Source organism: Pseudomonas sp. NY15374, assembly GCF_048068255.1.
Taxonomy (GTDB): domain Bacteria; phylum Pseudomonadota; class Gammaproteobacteria; order Pseudomonadales; family Pseudomonadaceae; genus Aquipseudomonas; species Aquipseudomonas machongensis.
The window spans coordinates 553789-574902 of record NZ_JBLUPZ010000003.1 but is presented as its reverse complement, the minus strand read 5'-3'; the positions used below and the strand labels follow the sequence as shown (position 1 = coordinate 574902).

Sequence of the window (21114 nt, the reverse complement as noted above, 5' to 3'; positions counted from 1 at the left end):
GCTTCGCGGGCAAGCCCGCTCCTACAGATTCTTTGTAGGAGCGGGCTTGCCCGCGAAGCAGACAGCGCGGTCTAACGCCTTACCGCCAGACCCTGCGCAATCGCATCAACGCCCCGGCAATCTCCTCCTCGGGCACCGCAGCGAAACCCAGCACCAGCCCTGCCCGCTTATCCACAGGTACCTCGCTGTCTTCCAGCCAGTAAGCACTCAGCGGGTGCACTTCCACTCCCACCGCCTCTGCCCTGGCCACCAGCGCTTGCTCCCGCGCGAAGTTATCCACATCCACTTTCACATGCAGTCCCGCCGCCACTTCCGGCATTGCGCCCAGCCCCGGCACATCCAGCGGCCAGCCGGCCTTGAGCACATTGCGCCGCGCCAGCGCCGCCCGACGCATGCGGCGTATATGCCGCTGAAAGTGCCCCTGAGCCATGAATTGCGCCATCACGCACTGCGTCCCGACTTCGGAATGCCGCACCGCCAGTGCACGCGCCTGGCTGAAGGCCTGCACCAGTCGCGTCGGCAGCACCAGGTAACCCAGGCGCAACGCGGGGAAGGCGATCTTGCCGAAGGTGCCGACGTAGATCACCCGCTGCTGGCGGTCCAGCGCTGCAAGGGGCGCCAGCGGTGCGCCGCTGTAGCGGTATTCGCCGTCGTAGTCGTCCTCGATGATCCAGCCATCCTGGCGTTCGGCCCAGGCCAGCAACGACAAGCGTCGCGCCAGGCTCATGGTGACGCCGGTCGGGTATTGGTGCGCAGGCGTCACGTAGGCCAGGCGACAGTCGCGCAACCGGGCGAGCTGCTCGCACACCAGCCCTTCCTCGTCTATCGCCACACCGCGCACCTTCGCTCCGGCCAGGGCAAAGGCATGCCCCGCGGCGCGATAGCCCGGGTTTTCCACAGCCACCTCCTCGCCCGTTTGCAGCAGCAGCTGTGCACAAAGGCTGATGGCCTGCTGTGCACCACTGGTGATCACAATTTGTTCAGCGGTGCACGAAAGCCCTCGCGAGCGACGCATGTAGGCCGCAATCAGTTCGCGCAGCACAGGCTCCCCGGCCGGGTCGCCGTAACCGAGCAGCGCAGGATCGGGATCACGCCAGAAACCCGCTTGCAGCTTGGCCCAGACGTCGAACGGGAACAGATCGAACGCCGGAATACCGACCCGAAAAGCCCTCGGAGCCCCGGCTCTGGGCGGTGAAAGATGGTGTGATTTCAAGCGCTCCAAGGGTGCGCTGGAGCGCGTTGAACTGGATAAATCCTCAGTGTAACCGGGTAGAAATGTGGATAACTCTGTTGATAACCCCTGGGATAACCTTGTTGATAACTGTGTGGACAGTTTTGGCAGCCGACTCACATAGGTGCCATCCCCGACTCGGCTTTCGATGAAGCCTTCGGCGTACAACTGGTCATAGGCACGCACCACGCTGTTGCGCGACAGCGCCAGCACCGAAGCCAGGTCACGAGTGGCCGGCAGCCGCGTGCCACTGCTCAGCCGGCCGTCCAGCACCCGCGCGCGCAATGCCTGGTAGAGCTGCTGGCTGAGGCCACGGCGGCGGTCCAGCACGATGCCGGCGGGGTCGAAAGGCAAAACGAGAGGACGCTCACTCATGACATTGGACCTGTCAAAACAGCGGTAAATGGCTCTTACACAGAACCAATAGCCTGCCTAGGATGAAGTCATCAAACAAGGACTTCGCCATGTACAACGCCAAGCCTCATCAGGAACACGATCTCCAACGTCTGCACCAGCAGATGTTGCAGACACGCCTGGCCACGCTGATCAGCCACGCAGAGCAAGGCCTGCTGGCGACCCACCTGCCAGTGCTGGTGGACACCCGCGAAGGCGAGTTCGGTACGGTGTACGGCCACCTGGCACGCGCCAACCGCCAGTGGCAGGACCTGGAGCGAGGCGGTGAAGCCCTGCTGGTTTTCCAGGGCGCCGATGCCTACGTGAGCCCCGGCTACTACCCGAGCAAGCTGGAGAATCCAAAGGTGGTGCCCACGTGGAACTATGTGGCGGTGCATGCCCGCGGGCCGGTCGAGGTCATCCATGACCCGGCGCCCCTGCTGGAGATCGTCAGCCGCCTGACCGACCTGCATGAACAAGGCCGCGCCACCCCCTGGAAGGTCGCCGACGCCCCCGCCGACTACATCGACGGCATGCTCCGCGCCATCGTCGGCATCCGCCTGCCCATCACCCGCATCCAGGGCGCCCGCAAGCTCAGCCAGAACCGCAGCGCCGAAGATGTCCAAGGCGTGCGCGAAGGCCTGGCCAACAGCCCCGATCCACTCGACAACCAACTCGCGACGCAGATGCGTTCGCTTTGAAGGAAACCACCATGTCCAACGTCACCTTGCGCCCGGTCACTCTCGAAGACCACGCCGCCTGGCTGCCCCTGTGGCAGGCCTACTTGCGCTTCTACCAGACCACCCTCGCCGACGAGGTCACGGCCAATACCTGGCAGCGCCTGCTCGACCCCAGCGAACCCACCCACTCGGCCCTTGCCTGGGTCGATGGCAAGGCGGTGGGGATGGTCAACTACATCTATCATCGTTCCAACTGGAGCATCGAGAACTCCTGCTACCTGCAAGACCTCTACGTCGACGGCGAGCAGCGCGGCCTGGGTATCGGCCGCCAGCTGATCGAACACGTCTACGCCACCGCCAAGACCGCTGGCTGCATCAAGGTGCACTGGCTGACCCACGAGACCAACGCCACGGCCATCAGTCTGTACGAGCAGGTCGCCGAGCGCCCGGGCTTCATTCAATTTCGCAAAGCACTGTAGGCCGACCATGACCCTGAACTGGAAACCCGCTGCGACACCGGACGCCTCCCCCCTCGATGGCCGCTTCATCCGCCTGGAGAAACTCGACCCGGCGCGCCATAGCGACGACCTGTGGGAAGTCCTGCAAGGCCCGGGATCGGACCCGGTGCTGTGGAACTACCTGCCCTACGGCCCGTTCGCCGAACGCGCCGACTTCGACCGCTGGCTGCAAGGCAACGCAGCGGGCCGCGATCCGCTGTTCTATAGCGTCATCGACAAACACAACGGGCAGGTGCAGGGCATCCTCAGCTACATGTCGATCGTCCCCGAGCAGGGGCGCTTCGAGATCGGCCACATCGCCTTTGGCGCGGCCATGCAGCGCACGCCCAAGGGTACCGAGGCGGTCTACCTGTTGAGCAAGCTCGGCTTCGAGCTGGGCAATCGGCGCCTGGAATGGAAATGCAACGATGCCAACGCCCGCTCCAAGCGCGCGGCGCTGCGCTTCGGTTTTGTCTTCGAAGGCGTGTTCCGCCAGCACATGGTGGTGAAGGACCAGAACCGCGACACCGCCTGGTATTCGATCACCGACGGGGAGTGGCCAGCGGTGGCGGCGGGGTTCGAGCGCTGGTTGAGCGTGGAGAACCAGCGGCCTGAAGGTCAGGTGAAAACCCTGGAAGCGTGTCGCCTGGCCTGACGCAATCGCGGGGCAAGCCCGCTCCCACCGGTACCCCGCCAGTTTCAGAACCAGCGGGGTGCCCCGCGATCGGGCCTTGAACCCAACATAAAAAAAGGGGAGCAACCGCTCCCCATGAGGTAAACCGCTTGTATTCGAAGGCTGTCGATCAGCCTTCGATCTCGATCAGGATCTCGCCCGGGGTCACCCGGTCGCCCTTGGCTACGTGGATGGCAACGACCTTGCCGGCGATGGCCGCCTGCACCTCGGTCTCCATCTTCATGGCTTCGGTAATCAGCACTGCCTGCCCGGCCTTGACCACATCGCCCTCCTTGACCAGCACATCGACGATGTTGCCCGGCATGGTGGTGCTGACGTGGCCCGGCGCGCTGGCCTGCTTGCGCTTGCTGCTGCCGCCGCCGACGAAATCGTTGAGCGGCTCGAACACCACTTCTTCCGGCATGCCGTCGATGGACAGGTAGAAGTGACGCTTGCCTTCGGCCTTGACGCCCACGCCGGTGATGTCGACGCGGTAGGTCTCGCCGTGCACGTCGATGACGAACTCGGTCGGTACACCCTCACCGCCCACGGAGGCTGCAGCACCGGCTTCCGGGATTGGCAGCAGGGCTTCGGGCTTGAGGGTTCCGGCTTCACGCTCTTCGAGGAACTTGCGCCCGATGTCCGGGAACATGGCGAAGGTCAGCACGTCTTCCTCGCTGTGCGCCAGGCTGCCGATTTCGGCGCGCAGCTTGGCCATTTCCGGCTTGAGCAGATCGGCCGGGCGCACATCGATGACGTCTTCGCTGCCGATCGCCTGGCGGCGCAGCTTCTCGTCAACCACACCTGGCGCCTTGCCGTAGCCGCCTTGCAGGTACAGCTTCACTTCGTTGGTAATGGTCTTGTAGCGCTCACCGGCCAGCACGTTGAAGAACGCCTGGGTGCCGACGATCTGCGAGGTCGGGGTGACCAGCGGCGGGAAGCCGAGGTCTTCGCGCACGCGCGGGATCTCCGCCAGCACTTCGTTCATACGGTTGAGGGCGCCCTGCTCCTTGAGCTGGTTGGCCAGGTTGGAAATCATCCCGCCGGGTACCTGGTTGACCTGCACGCGGGTATCCACGGCGGTGAACTCGCTCTCGAACTGGTGGTACTTCTTGCGCACGGCGTAGAAGTACAGGCCGATTTCCTGCAGCAGCTCCAGGTCCAGCCCGGTGTCGAACTCGCTGCCCTTGAGCGCGGCGACCATCGACTCGGTGCCCGGGTGGCTGGTGCCCCAGGCGAAGCTGGAGATGGCGGTGTCGATATGGTCGGCGCCGTTCTCCACAGCCTTGAGCTGACACATGGCGGCCAGGCCGGCGGTGTCATGGGAGTGGATGAACACCGGCAGCGACTGCTCGGCTTTCAGCGCCTTGACCAGCTCGCCGGTGGCGTACGGCGTCAACAGGCCGGCCATGTCCTTGATCGCGACCGAGTCGCAACCCATGGATTCCATCTGCTTGGCCTGGTTCACGAAGGCCTCGATGGTGTGCACGGGGCTGGTGGTGTAGGCGATGGTGCCCTGGGCATGCTTGCCGGCGGCCTTCACCGCTTCGATGGCCACGCGCAGGTTACGCACATCGTTCATGGCGTCGAAAATACGGAATACGTCGATACCATTGACTGCAGCCTTGGCCACGAACGCCTTGACCACATCATCGCTGTAATGGCGGTAGCCCAGCAGGTTCTGACCGCGCAGCAGCATTTGCAGGCGCGTGTTGGGCAGCGCGGCGCGCAGTTGGCGCAGGCGCTCCCACGGATCTTCCTTGAGGAAGCGCACACAGGCGTCGAAGGTCGCGCCGCCCCAGACTTCGAGCGACCAGTAGCCGACCTTGTCGAGCTTTTCGCAGATCGGCAGCATGTCTTCGGTGCGCATGCGGGTGGCCAGCAAGGACTGGTGGGCGTCGCGCAGGATTGTGTCGGTTACATGGATTTTCTTGGACATTGTTGAATTCCTCACAGGCCTGCGTGGGCGGCGATGGCGGCGGCGATGGCCAGGGCCAGCTCTTCGGGTTTGCGCTTGATCGAGTAGTTGGTCAGTTCCGGATGGCTTTCCACGAAGCTGGTATTGAACTGGCCGCTACGGAATTCCGGATTGCGCAGGATTTCCTGGTAATACGCGGCGGTGGTCTTGACCCCCTGCAGGCGCATGTCATCCAGGGCTCGCAGACCACGGTCCATGGCTTCTTCCCAGGTCAGCGCCCAGACCACCAGTTTCAGGCACATGGAGTCGTAGAACGGTGGAATGGTGTAGCCGGTATAGATCGCCGTGTCGGTACGTACGCCCGGACCGCCGGGGGCGTAGTAACGGGTGATCTTGCCGAAGCTGGGCAGGAAATTGTTCTTCGGGTCTTCGGCGTTGATCCGGAACTGCAACGCGTAGCCACGATGCTGGATGTCTTCCTGTTTGACCGACAGTGGCAGGCCCGAGGCGATGCGGATCTGCTCACGCACGATATCGATGCCGGTGATTTCCTCGGTGATGGTGTGTTCCACCTGCACTCGGGTGTTCATCTCCATGAAGTACACCTCGCCATCGGCGAGCAGGAACTCCACGGTACCGGCGTTCTCGTAGTTGACCGCCTTGGCGGCGCGTACGGCCAGATCGCCGATGTAGGCGCGCTGTTCCGGCGTCAACTGCGGGCTCGGGGCGATTTCGATGAGCTTCTGGTTGCGGCGCTGGATCGAGCAGTCGCGCTCGAACAGATGCACCACGTTGCCGAAGCTGTCACCGAGAATCTGCGCCTCGATGTGTTTGGGATTGACGATGCATTTCTCGAGAAACACCTCGGCGGAACCGAACGCCTTGGTGGCTTCGGAAATCACCCGCGGGAAGTTCTGTTCCAGCTCTTCGCGGCTGTTGCAGCGGCGAATACCACGCCCGCCGCCACCGGAGGTGGCCTTGAGCATCACCGGATAACCGATGCGCTCGCCTTCGCTCAGGGCTTCGTGAATGTCGGCCACGTTGCCTTCGGTACCTGGGGTCACCGGGACACCGGCCTGGATCATCGTGCGGCGCGCTTCGGTCTTGTCGCCCATGCGGCGGATGACCTCGGCAGCAGGACCGATGAACTTGATGCCACGCTCGGCGCAGATTTCCGCAAGTTCGGCGTTTTCCGATAGAAAACCGTAGCCCGGATGCAGGGCGTCACAGCCGGTTTCCACAGCAAGGTTCACCAGCTTGCGCGGGTTCAGGTAACCGGCCAGCGGCTCGGCACCGATGCTGTAGGCCTCGTCGGCGCGCTTGACGTGCAACGCGTGACGGTCGGCGTCGGAAAAGATCGCGACAGAGCGAATGCCCATCTCGGCGCAGGCACGCACGATCCGAACTGCGATTTCACCCCGGTTGGCGATCAGGATTTTTTTTATCACTGGAGTCTTCCCAAAGCCGTAGGAACAGACGATCCGGTTACACCGGTCGGCGCGTGACCAGACGTCGCTGGCCAGTCGCACCTTCAAACTAGCGCCACCGGTGAATAAACAAAAATCAATATTTGTTAGGGGCTGTATTAGCAAAAGCTTATAGTGGGGTAACAAGGTTTTGCCGGAGCCTGGGGATAAATGCGTAAGTCCTTGATGCGTATGACTTTGCGTCAACTGCAGATCTTTAACGAAGTGTGTGATTTGCGCTCGTACAGCCGCGCGGCAGAAGAGATGGCGCTTACGCAACCCGCCGTAAGTCTACAGATCCGCCAGCTCGAGGAGCTGGTCGGCCAGCCGCTGTTCGAGTACGTCGGCAAAAAGCTCTACCTCACCGAAGCCGCCGAGGCACTGCAACGTGCCAGCCGCGACATCTTCGGGCGCCTGGAAAACCTCGACATGCAGCTGTCGGACATGCAGGGCTCACTGCAGGGGCAATTGAAACTGGCGATCGAATCCAGTGCGAAGTACTTCGTGCCACACCTGTTCGCCGCCTTCAAGCAACGACACCCGGAGGTCAACCTCACCCTCACGGTGGTCAATCGCGCCCAGGCCATCCGACGCCTGTCCGACAACCGCGACGACCTGATCATCATGTCGATGGTGCCGCAGGACATGGGTCTGGAGTTCCTGCCGTTTCTCAACAACCCGATCATCGCGGTGGCGCCACCGGAACACCCGTTGTGCAAGCTCGACCGCTTGCGCCTGCAGGACCTGGAGCCTCATACCCTGCTCATCCGCGAACAAGGCTCGGGCACGCGCAAAGCCTGCGAGGAGTACTTCAAGGACAAGCGCGTGCACTTCACCCAGACCCTGGAAGTGGCCTCGGCCGACGCCCAGCGCGAATGCGTGATCGCCGGTTTGGGCATCGCCCTGCTGACTCGCCATGCAGTGAACATGGAGCTGGCCACCGGGATGCTCAGGGAGTTGCCTGTGGAGGAACTGCCGCTGTACCGCAGCTGGTGCGTGGTGCAGTCCAAGGCCAAGCGGCAATCGCCGGTGGCCTTGGCATTTCTTGCGTTCATTCGTAGCGAACGCGCGAAAATCAGCGGGCTTGTGGAGCGATTTTCTGGGAAGCTGCCGACGCCACCTGCCATACCGTGATGTCTTGCAGCTCAGGGTAGTCGGCGATATCACGCAACAGTTGACGCTGGTCGCAGTAGCTTTCGATCGCACGTCGATATTCCATGCGACGTTGATCCTTCTCAGCCTGCTTGCGAGCCTTGGCGTTGGGTTGGTACGAACCGAAATGATCGTTTGCCATTGCCTGTCTCCCAGATCGGGTGCGGGAGTTTCAGGGTGGCCCCGAGGGTTTACGGTTTGGCTGAGAAATGGTGACAGAATCGTGAATTTTAATTGCCCGTACCGGCCCTTTCGCGGGTAAACCCGCTCCCACAGAGGCCGGAGCGGTGGCAGTGCGATCAGTCGTCGGTAGCCTTGATCGACTTGGGCGACAAGCGCAGGCTGCGCAAGCTGCGCTTGACGCTCTTGAGGTGGTTGACCAGGCTCGGGCCACGGGCCATGGCCACGCCCATCGCCAGCACATCGATCACCACCAGGTGGGCAATGCGCGAAGTCAGCGGGGTGTAGATCTCGGTGTCTTCGTGCACATCAATCGCCAGGTTGACGGTTGACAGCTCCGCCAGCGGCGTCTGGCTCGGGCACAGGGTGATGAGATTGGCGCCGCTTTCACGCACCAGGTTGGCGGTGATCAGCAAGTCCTTCGAACGCCCCGACTGCGAGATGCACACGGCGACATCACCCGGCTTGAGAGTCACCGCCGACATCGCCTGCATGTGCGGGTCGGAATAGGCTGCGGCGCTGAGCAGCAGGCGGAAGAATTTGTGCTGGGCATCGGCGGCGACCGCGCCGGAAGCCCCGAAGCCATAGAACTCCACGCGCTGCGCCTGGGCCATGGCACTTACCGCCTGCTGCAGCGCCTGCGGGTCGAGGTGCTCGCGCACTTCCATCAGCGTGTGCAAGGTGGTGTCGAAAATCTTCAGGCTGTAGTCGGCGACCGAATCGTCTTCATGGATGGCGAACTGGCCGAAGCTGGCGCCCGCGGCCAGGCTTTGCGCCAGCTTGAGCTTGAGGTCCTGGAAGCCCGAACAGCCGATGGCGCGGCAGAAACGCACGATGGTCGGCTCGCTGATACCAACACTGTGGGCAAGATCGGCCATCGAGCTGTGCATGACGGCAGCCGGATCGAGCAGCACGTGGTCGGCCACTTTCAGTTCCGATTTGCGCAGCAGGTGGCGCGATTGAGCGATATGTTGCAACAGATTCACAGGCTGGACTCGGTTATGATCGGCTGGCCGGGATGTAGCTATCTTGTAGTTATACTACATGACCGGCTGACCGCCCAGCTAAACGAACGTGGGAGAGTGGTGGCTTGAGTATCCCTTGCGACATTCTGGTTTTCGGCGGCACGGGCGACCTGGCCCTGCACAAGCTGCTGCCGGCGCTTTATCAGCTCTACCGCGAGGGTCGCCTGCACAACGCCGTGCGGATCATCGCCCTGGCCCGCCGCCCACTGCCGCGCAACGACTACCTCAAGCTCACCGAGCGTCATTGCCGGGCACAGATCGCCCGCAACGACTTCGACGAGGAGGTCTGGCAGCGCTTCTCGGCACGCCTTGACTACTTCGCCATGGACGCCTCCCAAGGCGCCGATTTCGGGCGCCTGGCCCGTTACCTCGGCGAGCCCGGTGGCCTGACCCGGATCTTCTATCTCGCCACCGCCCCCAACCTGTTCGTGCCCATCGCCAACAACCTGCGCCTGGCCGGGCTTGCCGACAGCGAAGCGCGCATCGTGCTGGAAAAGCCCATCGGCCATTCACTGGAGTCGGCCACGGCGATCAACGAAGCCATCGGCGCGGTATTCGACGAATCCCAGGTGTTTCGCATCGATCACTACCTGGGCAAGGAGACGGTGCAGAACCTCATGGCCCTGCGCTTCGCCAATGCCCTGCTGGAGCCTGTGTGGCGCAACAACCAGGTCGATCATGTGCAGATCAGCGTCTGCGAAACCCTCGGGGTCGAGAACCGCGGCGCCTACTATGATCGCGCCGGCGCTACCCGCGACATGCTGCAGAACCATCTGCTGCAACTGCTCTGCCTGGTGGCGATGGAGCCACCGGCACAATTCGAGGCCGAGGCGGTGCGCGACGAGAAGGTGAAGATCCTTCGTGCGCTGCGCCCCATCACCGGCCAGGACGTGCAGGACAAGACCGTACGCGGCCAGTACAGCGCCGGCAAGATTGGCGGTCAGGAGGTCCCGGCCTACTACTTCGAGAAAGATGTCGACAACGACAGCGATACCGAAACCTTCGTCGCCGTGCAGGCCCATATCGAGAACTGGCGCTGGGCCGGGGTGCCGTTCTACCTGCGCACCGGCAAGCGCATGGCTCGGCGCTCGTCGCAGATCGTCATCCAGTTCAAACCGGTGCCCCATGAGCTGTTCGCCGGCGGCCAGGTCAACCAGTTGCTGATCCAGTTGCAACCCGACGAGCACATCAGCCTGCGCATGATGACCAAGAGCCCCGGCCGCGGCATGCGCCTCGCGCCGGTCGAGCTGGACCTGAACCTGGCCCAGGCCTTCGCCCAGACACGCCGCTGGGAGGCTTACGAGCGCCTGCTGCTGGATGTACTGGATGGTGACTCGACGCTGTTCATGCGCCGCGATGAAGTGGAAGCTGCGTGGGCCTGGATCGACCCGATCCTCAAAGGCTGGGAGGACCACTTCCAGGCACCGCGGACCTATCCAGCAGGCAGCAATGGGCCGGAGCAGGCCAATAGCCTCCTGGCGCATCAGGGCCGACACTGGCACCTCTGACCATTTCCCGCCCCGGCACTTGCCGCCGGGGCGCAGGTCATCTTCGCGAGCGCTCCAGCAATGCCTTGAACGCTGCGGCATCGATCGGTCGACTGATCAGGTAACCCTGCGCCTCGTCGCACCCCTGCTCACGCAGGAATGCCAGCTGCTCCTGGGTTTCCACCCCCTCGGCCACCACCTCCAGCCCCAGGCTCTTGGCCATGGCAATGATCGCCCGGATGATCGCGGCATCCTGGCTGCCCTCCTGCAGGCCCCGAATGAACGCCTGGTCGATCTTCACGTAGTCCACCGGAAAGCGCTTGAGGTAACTCAGCGATGAATAGCCGGTACCAAAATCGTCGATCGCCAGCTTCACGCCCAATGCGTGCAGTTGCTGGAAGGTGGCGATGATGTGCTCGACATTGTCCAGCAACTGGCTTTCGGTCAGCTCCAGCTCCAGCAGGTGCGGCGCCAGTCCGGTCTCCTGCAGTACCTGACGCACCAGGCTGACCACCTTGCCCTGGCGCAACTGGTAGACCGACAGGTTGACCGACACACGGATCTCCCAGCCCTGGCGCAACCATTCACATGCCTGCCAACACGCCTGACGCAGGACGAACTCACCCATCGGCGCAATCAACCCGGTTTCTTCGGCCAGCCCGATGAACTCGCCCGGCGGCACCATGCCCCACTGCGGATGCTGCCAGCGCACCAGCGCCTCGGCGGCATGCAGACGGCCGGAACGCAGGCACAGCTTGGGCTGGAAGTAGACCCGCAGCTGGTTTTCGTCGAGAGCCTTGCGCAGATCGTTTTCCAGTTGCAGGCGTTCCAGGGTGCTGGCACGCAGGCTTTCGGTATAGAACTGGAAGCTGTCGCCCCCCAGGTGCTTGGCGTGTTGCTTGGCCATGTCGGCCTGACTGACCAAAGCGTTGAGGTCGAAAGTGGCCTCCGACAACACACTGATGCCCACCGATGCACTGATCACCACCTCATGACCGCCCACTCGCTGCGGCACCCGCAGCTTGTCGAGCAGGCGTGTGGTGACCCGCACCAGGCTGGAAAGATTGCTGTAGCCATCGAACAGCACGGCGAACTCGTCGCCGGAAATACGCGCCACGGTGTCGGCCTCCGGCACCGCATTGGCCAGGCGCTGGGCCATTTTCTTCAGCAACTGGTCGGCCAGTTCGTGCCCAAGGCTTTCATTGAGCAGCTTGAAGCGGTCCAGATCGACATGCAGCAGCGCCAGGCTGCGGCCGTTCAAGCGCACACGCTGCACCGCCTCATGCAGGCGCAGACGGAACAGCGCTCGGTTGGCAAGGCCTGTGAGGTCATCGTAGTGGGCGAGATAGCGCAGGCGCTCCTCCGACTCACGGCGCGCCGACAGGTCCGTGAAGAACGCCACGATATTGCTGATGTTGCCCCGTCCATCGCTCACGCCATTGAGCTGCAACCATTGCGGGTAGAGCTCGCCATTACTGCGCGCCTCGACCAGCTCGCCCTCCCAGCGCCCTTGCTGCTCGAGGGCCTGGTGAATCGATTGGCTGTGCCGACGGGCGTCGCGGCTGCAGGGCAGCTCCAGCAGGTCACGCAGGATCAGGTCTTCACGCCCGTAGCCGGTGAGATCGCAGAATCGCTGGTTGACCGCCAGCAACTGGTAGTGCGCATCGAGGATGGCGATGCCTTCACTCGCCGCTTCGAACACGGTGGCAGCCAGCCGCTGCTGTTCTTCCTGTTCCTTCTGTGCGGTGATGTCACGACGGGTACCCAGCATGCGCAGGACCTTGCCGTCGGCATCACGCTCGACCGCCCGTCCCCGGTCCTCGATCCAGCACCAGCGACCTTGCGTGTGGCGCACCCGGTATTCGACGCGATAGTCGTCGCTGCGGCCCTTGAGGTGCTCGACCAGCGTGCGACGCAGCAGCGGCAGATCGTCGGGATGCAAGCGCGGCTTGAGGTCGGCACGCACCGAGCGCACCTGCCCAGGCTCCAGGCCGAACAAGGCATGCAACTGGGTGTGATGGACTTCGTCGGTTTGCAGGTCCCAGTCCCACAGTCCCAGTTCGCTAGCCTCCAGCGCCAGGCTCAGGCGCTGCTCGCTCGCACCCAGGGCCTGGGTGGCAAGCGCCAGCTCACGGCCTCGCTCGCTCACCCGCAGCTCGAGGCCGGCCTGCGCCTGGCGCAATTGCTCTTCGGCGTGACGACGGTGGCGGATCTCTGCACTCAAGGCCTGGTTCAATTGCTCGCCATGGCGTTGCGCACCCTGCAGATGCTCGATCAATGCCTGGTTCTGGAAGCGCCGAAGCAGACCGCGCTCGATCAGACGATTGACCTGCCAGGCCACCACCATCAGGGCGCCGAGCAGGATCAGGCCAAGCCAGCCCCAGCCGCGCTGCAACCCGTCCTGATAAAAGAACAGAAATCCGATCGGCGGCAACAGGCCGGGTAACACGAAGCTGAGAAAGGCCGGCAGGCTGACCGCGTAGGCGACGCTCGCCGACAGCGCCGCTGCGCCCAGCAGGCCGAAAACCCAGGCCTGCTGGACGAAACTGTCCACCGGTACCAGCGCGAGGGCGGCACAGCCAAGCGTCAGGCCACTGAAGGCCGAACCACCCAGAAACATCCGCCACCAGGTCGGCTTGGCCTGACGCTCCGGCGAGGCCGCATCGAAGGCCGCCACCTGGATCACCCGCAAGGCCACCAGCGCCAGTAACCAGACCATCCACACGCCGACCAGCAGATAGCGGGCAGGGCTCCACAGCAGCCAGGCGCAAAGCAGGCCGTTGAGCAACATGAACAGGGTGGGCAGCAAGGAGCCCTGGTAAAGCAGGCGGGTCCGCTCGATGGAGAGCTGGGTTGCGAATTGCCTGCGAACGCTCCTTGTCGATTCGGGTGATGCGTCGATCACCACGCAATTCTGGGTCATATGGCAGTGTTCTTATAATGGTCAGCCGCGAACGTGCACGGAGCATACACAAGCGCGAGGCCGGGCCAAACTGCTGTGTGTCATGATTTCACAAATGCCCGACCATTTGCCCGCAGCCCCCGCGCCAACCTAGAATGGCCGGATGCACACTGATGACCTCTCCCTACTGCTCAATTCCCTCAACGATGCCCAACGCCAGGCCGTAGCAGCCCCGCGTGGGCGTCAACTGGTGCTCGCGGGCGCCGGCTCGGGCAAGACCCGCGTGCTGGTGCACCGCATCGCCTGGCTGATCCAGGTCGAACAGGCCTCGCCGCATTCGATTCTGTCGGTGACCTTCACCAACAAGGCCGCCGCGGAGATGCGTCACCGTATCGAGCAGTTGCTGGGCATCAACCCGGCTGGCATGTGGGTCGGCACCTTCCACGGCCTGGCCCACCGCCTGCTGCGTGCCCACTGGCAGGAAGCGCGCCTGGCGCAGAATTTCCAGATCCTCGACGGCGACGATCAGCAGCGGCTGATCAAGCGAGTGATCCGCGAGATGGGCCTGGATGAGCAGCGCTGGCCGGCACGCCAGGCCCAGTGGTTCATCAACGGCCAGAAGGACGAAGGCCTGCGCCCGCAGCACATCCAGGCCAGCGGCGACCTGTTCCTGGCGACCATGCGCGGCATCTACGAAGCCTATGAGCAGGCCTGCGAGCGCGCCGGGGTCATCGACTTCTCCGAGCTGCTGCTGCGCGCCCTCGACCTGTGGCGCGACAACCCCGGCCTGCTCGAGCACTACCAGCGCCGTTTCCGCCACCTGCTGGTGGACGAATTCCAGGACACCAACGCCGTGCAGTATGCCTGGCTGCGCCTGCTGGCCGGCGGTGGCGAAAGCCTGATGGCTGTGGGCGACGACGACCAGTCGATCTATGGCTGGCGCGGTGCGAAGATCGAGAACATCCATCAATACACCGCCGACTTCCCCGACGCCGAACTGATCCGCCTGGAGCAGAACTACCGCTCCACCAGTGGCATCCTCAAGGCCGCCAACGCCCTGATCGCCAATAACAGCGGGCGCCTGGGCAAGGAGCTGTGGACCGATCTGGGCGAAGGCGAACCCCTCACCCTGTACGCGGCATACAACGAGCACGACGAAGCACGCTACGTGGTCGAAAGCATCGAGCGCATCATCAAGGACGGCAATTCGCGCAGCGACATCGCCATCCTCTATCGCTCCAACGCCCAGTCGCGGGTGCTCGAAGAAGCCCTGCTGCGTGAGCGCATCCCCTACCGCATCTATGGTGGCCAGCGCTTCTTCGAGCGCGCCGAGATCAAGAACGCCATGGCCTACCTTCGTCTGCTCGAAGGCCGCGGCAACGATGCAGCACTCGAGCGGGTGATCAACGTACCGCCCCGCGGCATCGGCGAGAAGACGGTCGAAGCCATCCGCGAACATGCCCGCCACAGCCAGCTGTCGATGTGGGATGCCATGTGCCAGCTGCTCGCTGCCAAAGCACTCAAAGGCCGTGCGGCCAGTGCCCTGGGCGGCTTCATCGAGTTGATGGAAAACCTTGCGAACAAGGTCATGGAGATGCCACTGCACGCCATGACCCAGACCGTCATCGAGCAGTCCGGGCTGATCATCTACCACCAGGAAGAAAAGGGTGAAAAGGGCCAGGCTCGGGTAGAAAACCTTGAGGAACTGGTCAGCGCTGCGCGCAACTTCGAATCCACTGAGGAAGATGCCGATCTTTCGCCGCTGTCGGCATTCCTCGGTCACGCCTCGTTGGAGGCCGGCGACGCCCAGGCAGACGAGCACGAAGACAGTGTGCAGTTGATGACCTTGCACAGCGCCAAGGGCCTGGAGTTCCCCTACGTGTTCCTGGTCGGCCTGGAAGAAGGCCTGTTCCCGCACAAGATGAGCCTGGAAGAACCTGGCCGCCTTGAGGAGGAGCGCCGCCTGGCCTACGTCGGGATCACCCGCGCGATGCGCCAGCTGATCATGACCTACGCCGAGACCCGGCGCCTGTATGGCAGCGAGACGTACAACAAGGTGTCGCGTTTCGTACGGGAAATTCCGGCAGGTCTGGTTCAGGAAGTACGCTTGTCCAATTCGGTCAGCCGTCCTTTCGGCGGTGCGCAGACCCAGGCCAGCAGCCTGTTCGCCAACGCCAACATCCCGCAGACGGCGTTCAGCCTTGGCCAGCGCGTGCAGCACTCGGTGTTTGGTGAAGGCGTCATCCTCAACTTTGAAGGGTCCGGGGCACAGGCTCGCGTGCAAGTGAACTTCGACGAAGGCAGCAAGTGGCTGATGCTTGGGTATGCCAAGCTGGAAGCGATCTGAGGACGAGTCGCGCTGACTCGTCCTGCAACGCTCTTTCAGACGCCAGATTCAGACGCGGATTACAGGATCAGGCAAAAGCTCGAAACATTCTTGCGCTAGCCATGTCTCCTAGATCATGTGCACCATGACGCGCGTGCAATCCACAAAACGGGAAATCCCATCTTATGCAACGTTTTCTTAGCATCGCACTGGCGCTCTGCGTCGGCCTGACGCTGAGCCTCGACGCCAACGCCAAGCGCTTCGGCGGTGGCAAGAGCTCGGGCGCTGCGCCTATGCACCAGACCCGCCAGGCCTCCCCAACCACGCCTGCCGCCGCGCCGACCGCTCCAGGCCGTGCACCGGCCGCTGCCAGCGGTGCTTCGCGCTGGCTGGGCCCTCTGGCCGGCCTCGCCGCCGGTGGCCTGCTCGCCTCCATGTTCATGGGAGACGGCTTCCAGGGCATGCAGATCCTCGACTTCCTGATCATGGGCCTGATCGCCTTCCTGGTCTTCCGCTTCATCGCTGCGCGCCGTCGCCAGCAGCAGCCGCAAGCTGCCGCAGCCGCCGGCCACGCTCCCTACCAGCGTGAAGTGCAACAACAGCCTGCGCAATCGATCTTCGGTGGTTCGGCCGCCCCTGTCGCCGCCGCGCCGGTCATCAACGCCCCGGCCTGGTTCAACGAGCAGAGCTTCCTGGCCGCTGCCCGCAACCACTTCCAGACGCTTCAGCAGCACTGGGATGCGAACGAGATGGACAAGATCGCCGAGTTCGTTACCCCGCAAATGCTCGAGTTCCTCAAGCGTGAGCGTGCCGAGCAAGGTGATGGCTTCCAGTCCACCTACATCGACGACCTCGATGTGCAACTGGAAGGCGTCGACGACCGCGCCGACAAGACCATCGCTACCCTGACCTTCCGTGGCGTATCGAAGAACTCGCGCTTCGATCAGGGCGAGGCCTTCAGCGAAAGCTGGCACATGGAGCGTGCACAGGGCGAGAACCAGCCCTGGATGCTCGCCGGTATCCGCCAGAACGGCTGATTCTGACGCGCTTCACAGAAAAACCCCGGGCCTGTCCCGGGGTTTTTGCTTTTGCCACACTGGGCTACTAGGGTATAACGCGCAGCGTTGTCATCAAGGTAAGAGGAAGTGAACTGTGGAAGAAGTGATCGAACAACTCCGTGAAGCCAATGAGCCAGTCCCCGTGCCCCTGGAGCTTCCCGACGAAGACCAACTGGTCGAAATCGAAGAACAACTGTTCATCAACATTCCCTTCGTCTTCAAGGAATTCCTGCTGACCGTCAGCGACGTGGTCTACGGCTCCCTCGAGCCGGTCACTGTCACCGACCCGCAGTCGCACACCTACTTGCCTGATGTTGCCGCCAATGCCTGGGATGCCGGCGTACCACGCGATCTGATCCCCCTTTGCCAGGACGGCGACAGTTACTACTGCGTCGAGGAAGACGGCACGGTGGTGCTGTGGGATGGCGACGAAGAAATCGTTGGCGAGGAAAGCTGGGAGTCGGTGTGGCACTGGGCGCGGGACGTCTGGCTGGAAAGCTGAACCCGAACACGCAAAATAATGGCATATGGCCATTAACTACTCGTAGAATCGCCAGGCTTTCTGCGCCTGGCGACATCGTTACCGCCTGATCCCCTCGGACTACCATGAAGTCTTGCGCAGGGAGCGATCACCCCTCAATGCGAGTGATCGCGGCTGTTCTCCAACGTCTCCAGCAGGGCGATCTGCATGCGCGTATGCACGCGGACGAACCAGCGCCACAGCAGCGCGACCACCACGGCCGCGACCACGGCGATGACCAGCAAAAGCTCGTTGGTCGGCAGGATGCTCGCCGACAGTGCCGACAGCAGCAGGAAGATCACCAGCAGCGACAACAGCGGAATCACTTCGGCAATCACGCGGCGCACGCGCTGAGTGTGACGCCCGGCCATTTCTGGCTTGACCCCCATCTCCGCCAACAGCATCGACAGCGCCTTGAGCTTGCGATAAGCGGCGATCAGGAAGGGCAGTGACAACAACAATGCTGCACCCCAGATCACCGCCTTCTGCTGCCCGACATCACCGATCCATTCGCTCAACCAGGTGCCGATGCGTACCGCGAAGTAACCACCGCTGAAGAAGATGGCGATCACCAGTGCCAGGTTCACCCCCACTTGCAGCAGGATGCGCCGGATCATCGCCGCCAGCATGGCGCCCTCGCCTTGAGGCTGAATGTTGCGCAACCACTCGCCATACAGCGACAGCACCCGCGACAAGCGCTGCGGTACCACCTTGCCCAGGCGAATCGACAGGGGATCCGCAGCACGAATCAGGTAAGGCGTGAGCAAGGTGGTGATGGCCGAGACGGCCACTGCGACTGGATAGAGGAAGTCGCTGGTGACCTGCAAGGTCATGCCCAGGGCAGCGATGATGAAGGAGAATTCGCCAATCTGTGAAAGCCCCATCCCCACACGCAATGAGGTACGTCCATCGTTGCCCGCAATGAAGGCGCCCATGCCGCAAGACAGCATCTTGCCCAACACCACAGCCAGGGTGATCACCACGATCGGCCAAGCGTAGTCGATCAACACCTGCGGATCGATCATCAGGCCAATGGCGACGAAGAAGATGGCGCTGAACAGGTCGCGTACCGGCTCGATCAGGCGCTCGATCTTCAGCAACTGGCGCGATTCGGCCATGATCGCACCGATCAGGAAGGCGCCCAGCACCATGCTGTACTCCAGCTTGACCACCAGTAGGCAGAAGCCGAAGCACAGCCCCAGTACGGTAATCAGCAACATCTCGTTGCTCTCGAACTTCGCCACGTAGGCCAGCAGCCGTGGCACCAGCAGAATGCCGATGACCAACGCCACGATCATGAACAGCGAAAGCTTGCCGACGGTGGAGAACACCTCGCCGGAACTGACCGTACCGCTGACCGCAATGCCTGAAAGCAGGGCGATGATGCCGATGCCGAGGATGTCCTCGACGATCAGCACGCCGAAGATCAACTGCGCGAACCGCTCGTTCTTCATCTTCAGGTCGTTGAGCGCCTTGACGATGATCGTCGTCGAGGAGATCGCCAGGATGGCGCCGAGGAACAACGAGTCCATGGTGCTCCAGCCGAACCAGCGGCCGATCTCGAAGCCGATCCAGATCATCAGCACGATTTCGAGGAAGGCAGCGATGAAGGCAGTCGCCCCCACCTTGAACAGCTTGCGCAGGCTGAACTCCAGGCCCAGGCAGAACATCAGGAAGATCACCCCGAGCTCGGCCAGGGTCTTGATCGTGTCTTCGTCGTGGATGAGGCCGAACGGCGGCGTGTGAGGGCCGATGATGAAACCGGCGACGATGTAGCCCAGCACCACCGGTTGGCGCAGCCTGTGGAAAAGAATGGTTACCACCCCTGCGACCAGCATGATCACGGCCAGATCCTGGATGAAGCTTATGGCATGCATGGCGTGGCACTCCTTTTCTCTACGCACGGGGGCAGACCGCTCCTCTGCCAGGCCATCCCCGATCGAGCAGCTAGTACAAATTGTGTTGAAAGGTGGAACACCCATGTTGCATGGGCGTACTCAGGGTAACATCGCGTCCGCTCGTCAAACGCCCGTGCAATATGTAGAAACAGATCGGCAAAAGCGCGCGAGGTAATGGCATGATCGGCGTGACGACGGACCGTCGAGCGACGTCCGTTTCCAGGATGGGAAACCTCAACAGAGGGGAACAGAAGTGTCTGCAGATACCCGCCCCGTTTCAGCGCAACCTCACCGTGAGCACACTATGGAACCTGGAAACGCCCAGCTGAGCATGACCGTCCTGATGACGCCGGACATGGCCAACTTCTCGGGCAACGTACATGGCGGCACCCTGCTGAAATACCTCGACGAAGTGGCCTATGCCTGCGCCAGCCGCTATGCCGGTACTTATGTCGTGACCCTGTCGGTGGACCAGGTGATCTTCCGCGAGCCGGTGCACGTCGGCGAACTGGTGACCTTCCTCGCCTCGGTCAACTACACCGGCAATACCTCCATGGAAGTGGGCATCAAGGTGGTGACCGAGAACATCCGCGAGCGCTCCGTTCGCCACTCCAACAGCTGCTTCTTCACCATGGTCGCGGTCGACGACAATCGCCGCCCGGTCGCGGTGCCGCCACGTCAGCCACAGAACAGCGAAGAGAAGCGCCGCTTCCTGCAGGGCCAGCAGCGCCGCCAGATCCGCCAGGAGCTGGAGAAGCGCTACCAGGACCTGAAGACCGAGTGATCTAGAACGCCAGCACCTGCGCCTCGAACCGCACCCGCGGATGGGCGATACGGTCCTGCGCCCGCACCAGCTGCAACTCGTAGCTGGCGCAGGCCTGGGTTTCCAGCAGCACTTCGTGCACCGCCGCCGCGGTGAACTCGAAGGCCTGCAGCCACGAATCGCCCAGCAGTACCCGCGCCAGGAACAGCCCCGAGGTCAGGTCACCAACTCCAACCGGCTGACGCGGAAACGCCAGCAGCGGGCGACGCAGGTGCCAGCTCTGCTCGCGGGTCACCAGCAGCATCTCGAAAGCATCCTCGCCGCGCCCCGGGTAGGCCAGGTGCTTGACCAGTACCGCCTGCGGCCCACGTGCCAGCAGGCTGCGCGCCATGGCCACGCAATCTTCCAGCGACTGCGCATGCCGACCACAGAAACTGTCGAGCTCGAGCTGGTTCGGGCAGAGGATGTCGGCCACCGACGCCGCCTGCTTAAGCAGGAAGTCGCTGACCTCCTGGGGCACGATGCAGCCCTTCTCGGCGTGCCCCATCACCGGGTCGCACAGGTACAGCGCATGCGGGTTGACCGCCTTGATCCGTTCGACGCCGGCCAGGATCGCCCGCCCCTGCTCGGCACTGCCCAGGTAACCCGAGAGCACTGCATCGCAATGGCCCAGCTCGCCGATATTGGAAATGCCTTCCACCAACGCAGGAATTTGCTCCGGAGCAAGCACTTCGCCAGCCCACTGACCATACTGAGTGTGGTTGGAGAACTGCACAGTGTTGAGCGGCCAGACATTGACGCCGATGCGCTGCATGGGAAACACCGCGGCGCTGTTTCCGGCATGGCCAAAGACCACATGGGACTGGATCGCGAGCAAGTGCGGTGTACGTTTCATGCAGGAGACTTCCGAAGCTGTGTGGATAAGTGAAAGTCGATCAGTATGAA

At 62.8% G+C, this 21114-nt stretch carries 17 protein-coding genes; 9 read left to right on the top strand and 8 right to left on the bottom strand.

Annotated features, from left to right (window positions below; translation table 11 throughout):
• Nucleotides 1-79: 79 nt before the first annotated feature.
• Nucleotides 80-1606: a PLP-dependent aminotransferase family protein gene (locus tag ACNFHO_RS10595; protein WP_416766203.1), complete on the bottom strand. Its 1527-nt coding sequence runs from the start codon at nt 1604-1606 to the stop codon at nt 80-82.
• 89 nt (nt 1607-1695) lie between these two features.
• On the opposite strand from ACNFHO_RS10595, the gene ACNFHO_RS10590 reads away from it, so the two are divergent.
• Genes ACNFHO_RS10590 through ACNFHO_RS10580 form a run of 3 tightly spaced genes read left to right on the top strand, consistent with a single transcriptional unit; the run spans nt 1696 to nt 3456 of the window.
• Nucleotides 1696-2325: an FMN-binding negative transcriptional regulator gene (locus ACNFHO_RS10590; protein WP_416766201.1), complete on the top strand. Its 630-nt coding sequence runs from the start codon at nt 1696-1698 to the stop codon at nt 2323-2325.
• Nucleotides 2326-2336: 11 nt separating this feature from the next.
• Nucleotides 2337-2783 (top strand): GNAT family N-acetyltransferase, encoded by a 447-nt coding sequence (locus ACNFHO_RS10585; RefSeq protein ID WP_063541846.1) that lies wholly within the window; start codon nt 2337-2339, stop codon nt 2781-2783.
• Nucleotides 2784-2790: 7 nt separating this feature from the next.
• Nucleotides 2791-3456: a GNAT family N-acetyltransferase gene (locus ACNFHO_RS10580; protein ID WP_416766199.1), complete on the top strand. Its 666-nt coding sequence runs from the start codon at nt 2791-2793 to the stop codon at nt 3454-3456.
• 148 nt (nt 3457-3604) lie between these two features.
• Here ACNFHO_RS10580 and oadA read toward each other — a convergent pair whose 3' ends face one another.
• Nucleotides 3605-5413: a sodium-extruding oxaloacetate decarboxylase subunit alpha gene (gene oadA, locus ACNFHO_RS10575; RefSeq protein ID WP_323453445.1), complete on the bottom strand. Its 1809-nt coding sequence runs from the start codon at nt 5411-5413 to the stop codon at nt 3605-3607.
• An 11-nt stretch (nt 5414-5424) separates the two neighbouring features.
• Nucleotides 5425-6840 (bottom strand): acetyl-CoA carboxylase biotin carboxylase subunit, encoded by a 1416-nt coding sequence (locus ACNFHO_RS10570; protein ID WP_054892975.1) that lies wholly within the window; start codon nt 6838-6840, stop codon nt 5425-5427.
• A gap of 189 nt (nt 6841-7029) precedes the next feature.
• On the opposite strand from ACNFHO_RS10570, the gene ACNFHO_RS10565 reads away from it, so the two are divergent.
• Nucleotides 7030-7992, top strand: coding sequence for a LysR family transcriptional regulator (locus ACNFHO_RS10565; RefSeq protein WP_054892976.1), 963 nt, complete (start codon nt 7030-7032; stop codon nt 7990-7992).
• Here ACNFHO_RS10565 and ACNFHO_RS10560 read toward each other — a convergent pair.
• Complete coding sequence (locus ACNFHO_RS10560) at nt 7934-8152, bottom strand: PA3496 family putative envelope integrity protein (protein ID WP_081311761.1); 219 nt, start codon at nt 8150-8152, stop codon at nt 7934-7936. The two genes, ACNFHO_RS10565 and ACNFHO_RS10560, sit on opposite strands and share 59 nt — an antisense overlap.
• Nucleotides 8153-8309: 157 nt before the next feature.
• Complete coding sequence (gene hexR, locus ACNFHO_RS10555; RefSeq protein ID WP_003253273.1) at nt 8310-9176, bottom strand: transcriptional regulator HexR; 867 nt, start codon at nt 9174-9176, stop codon at nt 8310-8312.
• Between the two features lie 104 nt (nt 9177-9280).
• Between hexR and zwf the strand changes: the two genes are divergently transcribed.
• Nucleotides 9281-10723, top strand: coding sequence for a glucose-6-phosphate dehydrogenase (gene zwf / locus ACNFHO_RS10550; RefSeq protein WP_416766196.1), 1443 nt, complete (start codon nt 9281-9283; stop codon nt 10721-10723).
• Between the two features lie 37 nt (nt 10724-10760).
• Here the strand turns inward: zwf and ACNFHO_RS10545 are convergent, their stop codons facing one another.
• The gene (locus tag ACNFHO_RS10545; protein WP_063541858.1) at nt 10761-13625 is read right to left on the bottom strand and encodes an EAL domain-containing protein; all 2865 of its coding nucleotides are present in this window, start codon (nt 13623-13625) and stop codon (nt 10761-10763) included.
• A gap of 142 nt (nt 13626-13767) precedes the next feature.
• Here ACNFHO_RS10545 and uvrD point away from each other — a divergent pair, with 142 nt between their 5' ends.
• From uvrD to ACNFHO_RS10530, 3 genes are all read left to right on the top strand, one after another.
• Nucleotides 13768-15951, top strand: a complete 2184-nt coding sequence (gene uvrD, locus ACNFHO_RS10540) for a DNA helicase II (RefSeq protein WP_416766194.1) — start codon at nt 13768-13770, stop codon at nt 15949-15951.
• Between the two features lie 164 nt (nt 15952-16115).
• Nucleotides 16116-16967, top strand: coding sequence for a Tim44 domain-containing protein (locus tag ACNFHO_RS10535; RefSeq protein WP_054892980.1), 852 nt, complete (start codon nt 16116-16118; stop codon nt 16965-16967).
• Between the two features lie 115 nt (nt 16968-17082).
• The gene (locus ACNFHO_RS10530) at nt 17083-17490 is read left to right on the top strand and encodes an SMI1/KNR4 family protein (RefSeq protein ID WP_063541864.1); all 408 of its coding nucleotides are present in this window, start codon (nt 17083-17085) and stop codon (nt 17488-17490) included.
• Nucleotides 17491-17624: 134 nt separating this feature from the next.
• Here ACNFHO_RS10530 and ACNFHO_RS10525 read toward each other — a convergent pair whose 3' ends face one another.
• Nucleotides 17625-19385, bottom strand: coding sequence for a cation:proton antiporter (locus tag ACNFHO_RS10525; protein WP_063541866.1), 1761 nt, complete (start codon nt 19383-19385; stop codon nt 17625-17627).
• 325 nt (nt 19386-19710) lie between these two features.
• Here ACNFHO_RS10525 and ACNFHO_RS10520 point away from each other — a divergent pair, with 325 nt between their 5' ends.
• Entirely contained in the window at nt 19711-20190 is a 480-nt protein-coding gene (locus ACNFHO_RS10520; protein ID WP_054892983.1) for an acyl-CoA thioesterase, read from the top strand.
• Between the two features lies 1 nt (nt 20191).
• Here ACNFHO_RS10520 and pdxY read toward each other — a convergent pair whose 3' ends face one another.
• Complete coding sequence (gene pdxY / locus ACNFHO_RS10515) at nt 20192-21064, bottom strand: pyridoxal kinase PdxY (RefSeq protein WP_416766193.1); 873 nt, start codon at nt 21062-21064, stop codon at nt 20192-20194.
• Nucleotides 21065-21114 lie beyond the last annotated feature (50 nt).